This is a genomic window from Hydrogenothermus marinus (genome assembly GCF_003688665.1).
Taxonomy (GTDB): domain Bacteria; phylum Aquificota; class Aquificia; order Aquificales; family Hydrogenothermaceae; genus Hydrogenothermus; species Hydrogenothermus marinus.
On sequence record NZ_REFO01000013.1, the window covers coordinates 85,734 to 99,964 of the forward strand.

Here is a 14,231-nt window from a genome sequence, read left to right on the forward strand (position 1 = left end):
ATTTGAGGTTTATTATCGGAGGTGATAAAAATTTTTTTAGGTTAAATTTTTATAAAATTCAAAATAAGGTTTTAATGAAGGAATATCTGTTTTAATTGTTTTTATAGAGTCAATAAGTAGTTTCTTATCTTGAGTCTTAATATTTTCTAAGAAATATAAAATATAAATAAGTTTTACTAATAAATGTTTTATTGTACCTGATATTAAAGTATAAGTTACCATATCTTTTTCTTGTAATTTTTTTAAATTATTAAAAATTTCATAATAATTTTCTAAAGCTATTTCTATGTTTTTTGAAAACAAGATGGCTTTTAGTTTTTCTTCAAAATCATTTATAAAGTTTTCTAAATTTTTTATAAAGTCTTCTTTTTTAATTTTAAAAAATTTATCATATTCATTTGATGTTGTATTTAAAATAGTTTTAATAACTTCATCTTTATTTATATTTTGAAGTTTTATATTTTTAAATTCATAAATAAAATCAGTACCTTCTATTTTTGCTCCTCTTGATATATTAATAAATTTTCTTTCTTTATTAAAACTTTTTATTACAGTTTCTAAATTATTCTTTGCCCATATTAAAATGTCATCTATATAAACTTTGTCCTGAATGTTTCCTTCAACTTGTTTATAATGATCAAATTTCCTTTCTTCTATTTTTTTTCCATATATTGTTCCTGTGGCATGTTTTTTTTCTAAAGATAAATATCCCATATCAACGCCTACAAAATAAAAATTCTCAAAACCTAAGAATAAACCAAGACTTAATGCAGTATTAACAACTGTAGGAGAAATATTTATAGGATGACATAAAGGGTTTAATAAAAACTGAGTAATTGCATCTGTTCTTGGAAATAAGTAAGCATCTTTATATAATAATACTAATTCGTATGGTACAACATCAGCAGCAAGTAAAGTTATTTTTTTCCTATAATCTTCTGGCAAATCTGAAAATAATGAAACCCTAAATTTAGGTCTTTCAAGTTCTATTTGAAAATCAGGGACTATCCCTTCTTTATAAAGTTTATGAATAGCTGTTCCACATGAAAAAACAATAGCATTATCTTTATTTTCTTTTATAAAATCAATAGTTTCATCTAAGGAAGGTCCAGAACCTACTATTATTAAATTAGTTCCTTTTTGTAAAGGTAATGGTTTATATATATATGGAATTTTATGCTTAAGATTTTCATATACATGAACTAAAGCTTCTTTTTCATCATCATAATAGCCCCATCCTTTTAAAGCAAGGGTTACTGATTCTTCTAAAAGTTTTTCAAATTCTTCTTTTTTTTCTTTATTCTCATTATTTATTGAAATTTTTAAAAAGGTTATTGCATTAACAGGACTAAACTCATTAAAAGAGGTAATTAATCCTTGTTTTATTTTATCTTTATTATCTCCTATTATTAAAAATATCTCTTTTTCTTGATATAGATTTTGCCAATCAACAAAATATAAGCTTACAAAAAAGTTATAAATATTAGGTTCAAAAACTAAAAGATATTTAAAAGATATATCCTCTTTTAATATATTTATAACATTTCCAGTACCTAACCCATTTAAAAAAACTAAAGGTATTTTTTTATAATTTTTAATTTTTTCTATTAAATTTTCCCTTGAAAATATATTAGATAAAACTTTATCCCATGTTTCAATAATAGAATCATGAATCCAATCTCTTTTTAAATCTTTAGCCTTTTCAGCAGCAAATGAAGGTATTGTTATTAGTTCTAAATTTTTTGCCAATTTATTTTTCAACTGACTAATACTTTCAGAATACTTATAGTTTTGTGATTCTATATTTACAATATTTTCTTTTGTTTTATTTATTTTTAAAAAAGATGGATTTATATCTTTAATTAGTTTATATATACTTGGTTTTTCTTTTTTGAAAAATTTTAAATTTTTTTTAAAAAGTTTAGTATCCATATTTACCTTCTTTGAGAGATAAAGATATTTTCATTATCGGAAGAAATAATATTTTATAAAGAGGGAGGGAAACCTCAATAGCTATCTCAAACTATTGAGGCATTATTTTTATTAAACATTCATCAGGATTTACTTTATCTCCTTCTTTTACATAAACTTCAACAACTTCACCATCTATAGGAGCATGTATTTCATTTTCCATTTTCATAGCTTCTACTACCAATAAGACATCTCCTTTTTTAACCATATCTCCAATTCCTACTTTAAGGGAAACTACTGTTCCTGGCATTGGAGAAGATACATCTCCAACATCAACTGCTTTTGGTCTTCCTGTTATAGTTGATGTTTCAGGCAACCCTTCAAATGTTTCTCCTACTTTTATTTCTCTGATAGGTTTAACAAGTACTTCTTCTAATCTTCCATCTATTCTAATAAAGTAAGGTTTACCTTCTTCTATAGGATTACCTACACCTGCTATCTGAATATGATATTGCTCTCCATGGAGAGTAACATTAAACTCTATTGGAGCTGTATCACATTCTTGTTTTTCTGAAAGTTCCTCAATTTGAGGAGGTAATGCTTCTCCTCTTTCATAAGCTTCTCTCCATTCAAAAAACTCTTTTGCAACTGATGGGAATAAGCAATAAGATAATACATCTTCAGGAGATTTAGCTCCTGCTTCGTAAGCTTCTTTTGTACATTTATCTAATTCTGGTTCTAATAAATCTGCAGGTCTTACCTGTATAATTTCTTCATCACCTATTATTTTTCCAATTATCTCTGGTTTAATTGGAGCTGGTGGTCTACCATATAAACCTTTTACATAGTCTTTTACTTCTTTTGTTACTACTTTATATCTTCCTCCTTGTAATACATTTAAAAGTGCCTGAGTTCCTACTATTTGTGAAGTTGGAGTAACAAGTGGAGGATATCCTAAGTCTTCTCTAACTCTTGCAACTTCTTTTTTAACTTCATCTAATTTATCAAGGGCATCATTTTCTTTAAGTTGAGCAATAAAGTTTGACATCATTCCACCAGGAATTTGATGTATAAGAACTTCTGAATCTGGCCATTTTTCAGCTGTATCATATTTTTTATATTTTTTTCTAACTTCTTTTAGATATTCTGCAACTTCTTCAATTATATTTAAATCTATATCAACTTGATATCCAAACTCTTTTAAAACATATGCCATTGTTTCTGCAGCTGGATGAGCAGTTAGCCAAGACCAAGTAGAAACATCTGTATCTATAATATCTACCCCTGCTTCAACAGCTTTCAAACAAGACATTTCTGCCATTGCTGCAGTTGTTTGTGCATGTAAATGTACTGGTAGTTTAATCTCATCTTTTAAAGTCTTAACAAGCTCATAAGCAACTTTTGGAGAAAGTATTCCTGCCTGATCTTTTATAGATATTATATCTACACCTAAATCTTTAAGCTGTTTTGCAACATTTACATAATATTCAATAGTATGAACAGGACTAATTGTATAAGATAGTACTCCTTTTACTGTTTTCCCTTTTTCTTTTGCAACAGATATGGCAACTTCCATATTCCTAACATCATTTAATGCATCAAATATTCTAAAAACATCAATTCCATTATCTGCTGCTTTTTTTACAAATTCTTCAACAACATCGTCTGGATAATGTCTATAACCTACAAGATTTTGGCCTCTAAGAAGCATTTCTAAAGGTGTATTAGGAGCTACTTCTTTTATTTTTCTTAATCTTTCCCATGGATCTTCTTTTAAATATCTAAGACATACATCAAAAGTAGCACCACCCCATACTTCAAGAGACCAAAATCCTGCTTTATCTAATTTTTCTGCTGCTGGAAGTAAATCCTCTGTCCTAACTCTTGTAGCAAGTAAACTTTGTTGTCCATCTCTTAATGTAACATCTGTAAAATTAATTTTTTTTGTCATAATTTAACTCCCTTTGTAAATAATACTTTCAGGAAAACTTCTTATATTATACAATATTTCCTTTAAATTAATTTTATGCCAAAAAATGAATTTTGTTTTTTAGAAAAACTGCCGAAATAAAAGAAATGATTAACATTTTAGAATTTATAAAATATGATAAGAAATATTTATTTTGACAAGCTTTTATTTATTATCTTCCTTATTTTAATAATAATAGGTATTGTTTTTGTTTATAGTGCTTTATCTACATACCAACTTTATTCTTCGAACTCTTCAATTATTATAAAAAAAGAAATATTAATAACTTCTCTTGGATTTTTAATTATCATTCTTACTTATTTACTGCCTATATCATTTTGGAAAAAAATAGCATACCCTTTAACAGTTTTGACAATTTTGCTACTAATACTTGTTTTATTAATTCCAACATCAGGAGTTAAAAGGTGGATAAACTTAGGATTTATGAATTTTCAACCTTCTGAACTTGCTAAACTAACTACTATTTTATTTTTAGCTACATTTATAGATAGAAAAAAAAATGAAGGTTTAAATAATTGGTCTAAGTTATTAACTGCTTTCTTGGTTCCTTTTTTAATATCCTTTTTGATTTTAATAGAACCTCATAAGGGTGCTGCAGGTTTTATCATATTAATAGCTTTGCTAATAATAGGTAGCTCTTATTTTTCTTTAAAAAAGATACTAGCTATATCTTCTATACCTATAATTATTCTTGTTTTTTATATAAAAAATTCCGAATATGCAATGAAAAGAATTAATGCTTTTTTAAATCCTATGGGAGGCAGTGAAAACTCTCATCAAGTTTTCCAGTCTCTTCTTGCTTTTGCTAAAGGTGGTATTATAGGAGATGGAATAGGAGCAGGAACTCAAAAACTTTTATATTTACCAGAAATACATACAGATTTTATTTTTGCATTAATAGGAGAAGAAACAGGATTTATAGGATGTTTATTTGTTATATCTTTATTTATACTTCTGCTTTTTAGAGGAATCTATATATCCTTAAATAGAAGAGATACTTTTACACAGGTTTTAGGAGTTGGAATTACATATATGATAGTTGTACAAGCAGCAATTCATATTCTTGTTAATGTTGGCTTATTTCCACCAACTGGTTTTACACTTCCTTTTGTAAGTTATGGAGGTTCTTCATTTTTAATAGAATGTATATCAGCAGGAATATTACTTAAAATCTCTAAAGAACCTATAAAATCCATATTTTATGGTGAATAATGAGTAAAAAAGTTTTTATAGCTGGTGGTGGTACTGGAGGTCATTTTTATCCTGCTTTGGCAACTTCAAAATATTTAGCAGAAAAAGGATATGAGATTTTTTATTTTGGTACCAAATATGGGATAGAAAAAGATAAAGATTTTGTAGGTAAAAAATTTTTATATGATATAAAAGGAATTAGAGGGAAAACTGGCAAAATAAAATCATCTTTTAAGCTTTTAAAAACTGCTTTTGAGATTAAAAAAATAATAAAAAAAGAAAAACCTGATTTTGCAATATGTTTTGGTGGATATACTTCAGTTCCTCTTGGAATTGCTTCAAAATTAACAAATACACCTTTATTTATACATGAACAAAACTCTATTCCTTCTTATACAAATTTATTACTTTCAAAAATAGCAAAAAAAATTTTTATAACATTTGATTACTCTTTTAAATATTTTCCTAAAAATAAGACAGTGAAAACTGGCTTACCGATAAGAAAGTCTGTAAAAGATAGATTAAATCTTAAAAAAGAAGAGGCAAGAAAGATTTTAAGTTTAGATAATAGAAAAATTGTTCTTATTTTTGGTGGAAGTCAAGGAGCAAAGAGATTAAATGAGCTTGCTGTAAATATTGCTAAAAATTATTCAAATTTATTAGTAATAAATATATTTGGAAAATCAGATTATAATGAAGAATTACCAAATTTAATAAAATTTCCATATTATGAAGATATGGGGCTTTTATACAAAGTATCAGATATTGTAATAAGTAGATCAGGCTCTGGTACTGTAAATGAGTTAATAGCTTTTGGAAAATATTCTATTTATATTCCTTATCCTTATGCTGCATCAGATCATCAGTTTTATAATGTAAAATGGCTTGAGGAGAAAGGATTATCAAAGGTTTTAAGAGAAAACCAGCTAAATAAATTTTTTGAAATTTTTGATAATATTTTAAAGCTTGATATAACAAATTTTGAGGATAAAATAAAACAGTTTTCTATACTAAATGCAGAAGAAAGAATTTACAAAGAGATAGAAAAAGTATTATGAAAATATTAGAAGATATAAATCTTTCAAACTTTTCAACAATAAAAATAGGTGGTAAAGCAAAGATTATTTATTTTCCTGAAAATATTGAAGATATTCAGTTTTTAATAAAAAAATCCCAAGATGAAAATAAAAGATTAATACCCGTAGGTATTGGTAGTAATATAGTTTTTAAAGATGGAATTTTAGATTATATTTTTGTTTCTACAAAAAGGTTAAAAAAGTTAGAAATAAAACAAAGAAAAGATACTTTTTTCATAAAAGCACAAGCAGGAGTAAGTTTTAAAGAAATAGTATCTATTGTGAAAAAATTTAATCTTGAAGGATTTGAAAATTTATCAGGAATACCTGCATCAATTGGTGGTGCTACTGCTATGAATGCAGGAGCTTTTGGAAGTGAGATTTTTGATATTTTACAAGAAATAAAATGGATTGATAATAATGGAAATTTACATATATCTAAAAAAGAGGAAATAGATTATAGCTATAGAAAAACCCAGTTTCAAAAAGAAGGTTTTGTTTATGAGGTAATTATCGTTTTAAAAAAAAGTAATAAAAATATTTCTGAAATTATAAAAAAACATCTTTTAGAAAGAAATAAAAAACAACCTTTAAATCTTCCAACTATTGGTTCAACTTATAAAAATCCAGAAGGTAGTTTTGCAGGACTACTACTTGAAAAAGCAGGATTTAGAGGAAAAAGAATAAATGATATAGCTTTCTCAGAAAAACATGCAAATTTTTTGGTTAATTATGGTAATGCAAACTTTAAAGATTTAATGAATTTACTTGAATTAGCCGAAAAAAAGGTTGAAAGTCAATTTAATATCAAATTAGAAAGGGAAATAAGAATAATTGAGTAAAAAAAATATAAAAATAGCTTTATTATATGGAGGATTTTCAAAAGAAAGAGAAATATCTATAAAAACTGGAAAAGCAGTTGAGAATGCATTAAAAAGGCTAGATTATATCTTTAAAGTTTTTGATCCTATAAATAGAGAAAATTTCATAAAAGAAATAGTTTCATACAAACCAGATTTAGCATTTATAGCTTTACATGGAAAAGGTGGAGAAGATGGTCAAATTCAAGCATTACTTGAGTTTTTAAACATAAAATATACTGGTTGTGATTTTAAAACAAGTGCTATATGTATGGATAAAAAATTAACAAAGAAAATATTATCAACCTATAATATTCCTGTTCCAAAAGATTATAACTTAGAAAACTTAAAACTTCCTGCAGTTTTTAAACCAAAAGAAGAAGGTTCATCTATTGGTGTTTATATAGTAAAAGATAAAAATCAGTTAAAAGAAGTTTTAAACAAAATAGAAAATTTAGATGATTATCTAATTGAAGAATACATAGAAGGTAGAGAATTAACAGTTAGTATATTAAATGGAAAGGTTTTACCTATTATTGAAATAAAAACCCAGTCAGGATTTTATGATTTTGAAAATAAATATATCTCAAATGAGACTCAATATTTATGTCCTGCTCCTTTAACTAAGAATTTAGAAGAAAAAATAAATGATATATCTTTAAAATGTTATAACTATCTAAATTGTAAAGGTGCAATTAGAGTAGATATAATTCTATCAAAAGATAATAATCCTTTCGTACTTGAAATAAATACTATTCCGGGAATGACAGATCATAGTCTATTACCAAAAGCAGCAGCTTATGTAGGTATTTCATTTGATAATCTTGTAGAAAAGATTATAGAGGGGGCTTTAAATGAAAAAAAAGACTAAACTTTTAATTCTTATCTCTTGGATTATTACAAGTTCCGCATTTGGATATTTTTTACCGACAATACCAATATTTAAAGATTTAGTAGGAATTAAAGTTGTTAAAGTTAAAGGTTATAAAAATTTAAAAAAGGAAGATATAAAAGAGTTTTTTTCAAATCAAAACTGGTTTTTCTTAAATTCTGAAGAAGTAAAAAATAAGATTTTAAAAAAATATCCAGATATAAAAAAAATAGATATAAAGAGATATTTTTTTGGCGAAGTTTATCTTTATATATGGGAGAGAGAACCTTTTGCAGTAGTTTATCATAATAAACAAAAATATATAATTGATAAAGATGGAGTAAAACTACACAATAAATATAATACAAAGAATTTACCACTTATATATATCTATGATAAAGATATACTCTTAAATAAAGATAAAGTTCAAGCAATTTTAGACTTAAATAATAAATTAAAAGATTATTTAAAATTAAAAAAGATTATTTATAAAGGTAAAATTATAACTTTTAAAACAATAGATGATAAAATAATTATATTTAATATGAATAATATTGATTCTCAGATGGAAAAATTTAAAAAATTTATAAAAAATGTAAATTTAGCTGAATTTAAATATTTAGATTTCAGTTTTGACTCTATGGTTATAGCAAGGAGATAAGCCATGAAAAAAAATAGTATACTTGTATCTATAGATGTAGGTACAAGCAAAACTACAGCTTTGGTAGGAGATTTTGATGAAGTTGGAGAATTAAATATTGTAGGACTTGGAATTTCTGAAACAGAAGGAATTGAAAAAGGAACAATTATTAATCCAAATTCTGTAGTTAAGAGTATAAAAAAAGCCTTAAAAGATGCAGAAAAAGTATCTGGAGTTGGAATAAATAGTGCAGTTGTAAACTTATCAGGTCCAAATTTAGAATATCAAAATATATCAGAGTCTTTAACTTTTGGAACAAATCAAAAGGAAATAGATGAGGTAGATATAGCTTTATTAATCGAAAAAGTAGAAGAAAAAATAAATAAAGATCAGTATAAAATAATTCATATAATACCAAAAAGATATATTCTTGATGATGAAAATGAAGTTTTAGATCCAAAAGGTTTTATAGCATCTAAAATAGTAGGTGAATTTCATGTAATACTTATAAAGAATAACTCTTACATAAATTTCAAAAGAGTTATAGAAGCTTCAGGTGTAAATGTTTTAAATTTTGTAGTAAATCCAGTAGCCTCTGCAATGGCTACTTTATATCAAGAAGAAAAAGATATGGGAGTGCTTCTATTAGATATAGGTGGAGGTACGACAGATATAGCTGTTTTAAAAGATAGTAGTTTTGAGTTTGTAGGAAATATTCCAATAGGTGGAAATAGAATAACCTTAGATATTGCCCATAGATTTAGAATTCCAAAAGAGGAAGCAGAAGAGTTAAAGTTAGAATATGGTCTTGCTACAGTAGATGCATTAATAGAAGATATGGAAATAGAAATAAATCAGATAGGCAGTGAAGATACAGCTACAATTAGCCAATATGAACTTGTTGATACTATAGAAGCAAGATTGGAAGAAATATTTAGCTTGGTGAAAAAGGAAATAGAAGCAGTAGGGTTTTTAGATAAAATAAATGGAGGAGTTGTAATCACAGGCGGAGTTGCTAATACTCCTTATATTAAGGAACTTGCTTATAGAGTTTTTAATACAGATGTTAGAATAGGCAAACCAAAAGATTATAGAGGATTTAGTGATAGATTAAATAGTCCTGAGTTTTCTACTTCTATAGGTATATTACTTTTTAAAAGAAATTATTTTAGTTTGAAAACAAATTCTACATCCTTAGAGAAAGAAAGTGATATATTAAATATATTTAAAACTTTAGTAGAAAAAATAAAAAGTCTTTTTTAAAGAGGGTACTAAAATGGAAAATTTTAATTTTGATGCAAAAAATCCTTCTAAAATAAAAGTTTTTGGTGTTGGTGGTGGAGGTAGTAATGCAGTTTCAAGAATGTATGAGGAAGGACTTCAAGATGTAGAGCTTTATATAGTAAACACAGATTTACAACATTTAAACTCATTACCAGTTCCTAATAAAATCCATATTGGTGAAACAGTAACAAGAGGGCTTGGAGCTGGTTCCAAACCTGAAGTTGGTGAAGAAGCAGCAAAAGAAAGTTTAGAAGCAATAAAAGAAGCTTTAGAAGGCTCAGATATGGTATTCGTTGCTGCAGGGCTTGGAGGTGGTACCGGAACAGGTGCAACACCTGTAATAGCTCAAGCAGCTAAAGAGCTTGGAATATTAACTGTTGCAGTAGTAACAAAACCTTTTGATTTTGAAGGACCTGCAAGGGCAAAAATTGCGGAAGAAGGATTAAAAAAATTAAAAGATGTAGTTGATACTTATATAGTAATTAATAATCAAAAACTTACAACAATAGCAGGTAAGAAATTTACTTTTTTAGAAGCTTTTAAATTGGTTGATGATATTTTATATAAAGCAGTAAGAGGTATTACAGATTTAATATTAGTACCTGGACTTGTAAATGTTGATTTTGCAGATGTAAAAACAATTATGGAAAGTGGAGGAAAAGCTTTAATTGGTGTTGGAAGTGGAAAAGGTGAAAATAAAATAGAAGATGCAGTTTATAATGCAACAAATTCACCACTTCTTGAAGGTACTTCTATAGAAGGAGCAAGAAAACTTTTAGTAAATGTAGAAGTGAGTCCTGATTTATCTTATTCAGATGTTGAAGAATCTATTGCACAAATAAGAGAGCTTGCCCATGAAGAGGCACATATTATATTTGGTGCAGCCCTTGATATGAATTCGGAAGATGAAATTAGAATAACAGTTGTAGCTACCGATTTTGAAACAGAAGAAGATAAGAAAAAAGCACCTAAATTTGAAAGAAAACATCCAAGATTTAAAGAACTTTTAGAAGAAGAAGAAAAAAAAGAACCAGAGAAAAAAAGCTTTATTGAAGAAACTTCTTATGATGAACTTGATATACCTACTTATTTAAGAAAAAAGAAAAACAAAGGCAATACGACGTGAAAATTAGTTATGCTGATATTTTAACTATAGCAAGATTATTTATAACACCATTACTGATTTATACCATATTAAATGATTATTATTATATCTCTGCAATACTTATTATTATTTCTATAATTACAGACTGGTTAGATGGGATTGTAGCTAGGAATTTTGAAGATGTTACAAATTACGGAAAGCTTTTAGACCCTGCAGTTGATAAAATTTTCATAATATCTGTTTTGGCTGCTTTTATTGAGAAACAGATGGTTTCTTCTTTTGCTTTATTTCTTGTTGTAGCTAGAGAGTTTTTAATTACCTGGTTTCGTTCTGTAATGGTTAATAAAGGAATTGTTGTTCCAGCTTCTTCTCTTGGAAAAATAAAAACAACCTTACAACTTATTGCAGTATTTATATTATCTTTAAATTATGTAATGATAGGAAATATTGTATTATGGATTTCAATTTTTGTAGCTTATATTTCTGCCATTGATTACTTTAAACTTTTATTTAAGGAAAAAATATGGAACTAAATTTTTATTTATATATTATTGGTACATATTTAATAGCTTCAATTCCTTTTGGATATGTAATAGGTAAATTATTTGGTAAAGACGTAACAAAAGAAGGTAGTGGAAATATAGGTGCTACCAATGTAACAAGAACTATTGGCAAAAAAGCTGGTATTTTAGTACTTATTCTTGATTTATTAAAAGGATTTTTACCTGTGTATTATGCAAAATATTTATTTTGGGACACTAAATTAGTGGCTATCATTGCAGTAACTGCTGTAATTGGACATTGTTTTTCTATATTCATGAAATTTAAAGGTGGAAAAGGAGTAGCTACTGGTTTTGGGGTTTTAATAGCTTTATCTGGTAAAGTTGCTTTTATTACCTTTTTAATATGGCTTGGAACTTTTTTAGTATCAGGTTATGTTTCTTTAGCATCTATTATTGCATCTTCTTTTTCTTGGATAATTATCTATTATCTTATTGGAGATTTAAATATAACTATAGCAGTTTTTATCTCATCTTTGATTATATTTATTAAACATTCTAAAAATATAGATAGACTTATAAACGGTACAGAACACAGATTTATTTACAAGTAACTATTTTCTATTTTTGATTCTAAAGGCAGATTCAATTCCTTTAATAGATTTAACAGCATTCAGTACTGAATCAAGTTGAGCTTTATTTTTTACAGATAAAATAAAATCGTTTATAGCTTTACCATCTGAGCGAGTTCTTATTGTTGCTTTTGATATATTAGAGTTTTTAGATGCTATAGCTGAGGATATTTCAGCTAAAACGCCTGGTCTATCTTCAGAAATCACTCTTATAGAAACATTATAGTTTGCATTATTTATGTTATCAGACCAACATATATCTACTTTTTTTTCTGGTTGTTTTTCTAATATATTTTTTATATTTAAACAGTCTTTTAAATGTATAGTTATACCTTTTCCTTTTGTAACAATGCCTACAATATCATCACCAGGAATAGGCTCACAACATTTTGCGATACTACACATTATATTACTTATTCCATCAACTTCTATAACAGAATCTTTTTGTTGAACTTTATTATTTTCTTCTTTATATTCTTCTTTTTTATCTCCTGATTTTAAAAATCTTATTACTTTGTTTAAAGATAATTTTCCATCTCCAAGGGCAGCTAAGAAATCTTCATAAGTTTTAAAATTAAATCTTTCAAGTAATTTTTTCTTTTCTATTTCTGATAAGGAGTTTATACTCTTACCTATTCTTTTTAGAAGTTTATCAAATAGTTTTTCACCAAATTTTATACTTCTTTTTCTTTCTATTTTATGTAAGTAGCTTTTTATATTAGATTTTGCCTTTGAAGAAACTACAAAATTTAGCCAATCTCTATTTGGTTTTTTATGGGGAGAAGTTATTATTTCAACTACATCACCATTTTTTAGCTTTGTATTTAAAGGTACTAATCTTCCATTGACTTTAGCACCTGAACATTTATGTCCTACTTGTGTATGAATATTATAAGCAAAATCTACAGGAGTAGCATCAACTGGAAGTTTTATTAAATCTCCTTTTGGGGTAAATACAAATATCTCTTCATTGTTCAAGTCTTGTTTTACATTATCAATAAGATTTGAAGATGGATTTTCTTTTATAGATTCAAGAATATTTCTAAGCCATACAAAAGATTGTAAATCTTTTTCAGAAAGTTTTTCTCCACCTTTATATCGCCAATGGGCAGCAATACCTTCTTCTGCTATTTTATGCATTTTAAAGGTTTTTATCTGAATTTCTACAAATTTTCCTTCTGGTCCAACTATAGTTGTATGTAATGCTTGGTAAAGATTTGATTTTGGTAGTGATATATAATCTTTAAATCTTCCAGGTACAGGTTTAAAGATTGAATGGATTAATCCTAAGGTTAAATAACAATCTTTAACATCTTCTACAAGTATTCTTATTCCATAAATATCATATATATCAGTAAGCTTTAGATTTTTTCTTATTGTTTTTTCATAAATACTGTATAAATGTTTTGAGCGATATTGTATTTCATACTTAATATTTTGTTTTTTTAATAGTTCTTCTATCTGTGGAACTATTTTTTCTTTTAAATATCTTTCTTGATTTTCTTTTGATTGTGCTACATAAGTTGTTATTTTTTTGTACTCTTCTGGATATAGATATTTAAAGGATATATCTTCAAGCTCTCCTTTTATATTCCAAAGACCAAGTCTTGCAGCAAGAGGTGCATATATTTCTAAGGTTTCTTTTGCTTTTTCTTTTTGTTTATGCTCTGGTAAATACTGAAAAGTTCTTGCATTATGAAGTCTATCTGCAATTTTTACAAGAATTACTCTTATATCATTTGCCATTGAAACTATCATTTTTCTAAAATTTTCAGCTTCTGCTTCTTCTTTTGTTTTAAAATGATATTTTCCTATTTTTGTTACTCCATCTACTATTTCAGCAACTTTTTTACCAAATAACTTTTCTATTTCTTTAAGGTTAGTATCTGTATCTTCAACAACATCATGAAGTAATGCTGAAATAATTGATATTTTATCAAGCTTTAAGTCAGCTAAAATAATAGCCGCCTCTATTGGATGAATATAATAAGGTTCTCCTGATTTTCTTACTTGCCCTTCATGTTTTTCTACTATATATTCAGCAGCTTTTTTTATATCTTTTATATCTTCTTTATCTAAATAATTTAACTTATCAATAAGCTTTTGAATCTCTTTTTCTTTATCTAAAACTTTCATTTGATTAGTATAAACCTTTTAATCTTTTATTAAAA

General features: G+C 26.5%; 12 protein-coding genes. 9 read left to right on the forward strand and 3 right to left on the reverse strand.

Annotation, left to right across the window (positions count from 1 at the left end):
- Positions 1–36: 36 nt before the first annotated feature.
- Together CLV39_RS06480 and oadA are read right to left on the reverse strand one after the other, a co-directional pair.
- The gene (locus tag CLV39_RS06480; RefSeq protein ID WP_121923426.1) at positions 37–1,932 is read right to left on the reverse strand and encodes a motility associated factor glycosyltransferase family protein; all 1,896 of its coding nucleotides are present in this window, start codon (positions 1,930–1,932) and stop codon (positions 37–39) included.
- A gap of 91 nt (positions 1,933–2,023) precedes the next feature.
- Positions 2,024–3,862: a sodium-extruding oxaloacetate decarboxylase subunit alpha gene (gene oadA / locus CLV39_RS06485; protein ID WP_121923427.1), complete on the reverse strand. Its 1,839-nt coding sequence runs from the start codon at positions 3,860–3,862 to the stop codon at positions 2,024–2,026.
- A gap of 153 nt (positions 3,863–4,015) precedes the next feature.
- Here oadA and CLV39_RS06490 point away from each other — a divergent pair, with 153 nt between their 5' ends.
- The 9 genes from CLV39_RS06490 to plsY are packed head-to-tail and all read left to right on the forward strand — an operon-like array spanning position 4,016 to position 12,042.
- Positions 4,016–5,113: an FtsW/RodA/SpoVE family cell cycle protein gene (locus CLV39_RS06490; protein ID WP_121923428.1), complete on the forward strand. Its 1,098-nt coding sequence runs from the start codon at positions 4,016–4,018 to the stop codon at positions 5,111–5,113.
- Positions 5,113–6,150, forward strand: coding sequence for an undecaprenyldiphospho-muramoylpentapeptide beta-N-acetylglucosaminyltransferase (gene murG / locus CLV39_RS06495; protein WP_121923429.1), 1,038 nt, complete (start codon positions 5,113–5,115; stop codon positions 6,148–6,150). The genes CLV39_RS06490 and murG overlap by 1 nt, the downstream gene beginning before the upstream one ends.
- Complete coding sequence (gene murB, locus CLV39_RS06500) at positions 6,147–7,010, forward strand: UDP-N-acetylmuramate dehydrogenase (protein WP_121923430.1); 864 nt, start codon at positions 6,147–6,149, stop codon at positions 7,008–7,010. The genes murG and murB overlap by 4 nt, the downstream gene beginning before the upstream one ends.
- Positions 7,003–7,899 carry a D-alanine--D-alanine ligase gene (locus tag CLV39_RS06505; protein ID WP_121923431.1) on the forward strand — a complete coding sequence of 299 codons (897 nt, stop codon included), beginning with the start codon at positions 7,003–7,005 and terminating at the stop codon, positions 7,897–7,899. The genes murB and CLV39_RS06505 overlap by 8 nt, the downstream gene beginning before the upstream one ends.
- Positions 7,883–8,560 (forward strand): cell division protein FtsQ/DivIB, encoded by a 678-nt coding sequence (locus CLV39_RS06510; RefSeq protein WP_121923432.1) that lies wholly within the window; start codon positions 7,883–7,885, stop codon positions 8,558–8,560. Before CLV39_RS06505 ends, CLV39_RS06510 begins: the two co-directional genes overlap by 17 nt.
- A 3-nt stretch (positions 8,561–8,563) precedes the next feature.
- Positions 8,564–9,802, forward strand: a complete 1,239-nt coding sequence (ftsA, locus tag CLV39_RS06515) for a cell division protein FtsA (protein WP_121923433.1) — start codon at positions 8,564–8,566, stop codon at positions 9,800–9,802.
- A gap of 13 nt (positions 9,803–9,815) precedes the next feature.
- Positions 9,816–10,949: a cell division protein FtsZ gene (gene ftsZ / locus CLV39_RS06520; protein ID WP_121923434.1), complete on the forward strand. Its 1,134-nt coding sequence runs from the start codon at positions 9,816–9,818 to the stop codon at positions 10,947–10,949.
- A complete protein-coding gene (gene pgsA, locus CLV39_RS06525; protein WP_121923435.1) occupies positions 10,946–11,461 on the forward strand; it encodes a CDP-diacylglycerol--glycerol-3-phosphate 3-phosphatidyltransferase in 516 nt (171 codons plus the stop codon). Before ftsZ ends, pgsA begins: the two co-directional genes overlap by 4 nt.
- A complete protein-coding gene (gene plsY, locus CLV39_RS06530; RefSeq protein ID WP_121923436.1) occupies positions 11,452–12,042 on the forward strand; it encodes a glycerol-3-phosphate 1-O-acyltransferase PlsY in 591 nt (196 codons plus the stop codon). The genes pgsA and plsY overlap by 10 nt, the downstream gene beginning before the upstream one ends.
- Here the strand turns inward: plsY and CLV39_RS06535 are convergent, their stop codons facing one another.
- Positions 12,043–14,196, reverse strand: a complete 2,154-nt coding sequence (locus CLV39_RS06535) for a RelA/SpoT family protein (RefSeq protein ID WP_121923437.1) — start codon at positions 14,194–14,196, stop codon at positions 12,043–12,045. It abuts the gene before it with no gap.
- Positions 14,197–14,231: the final 35 nt, after the last annotated feature.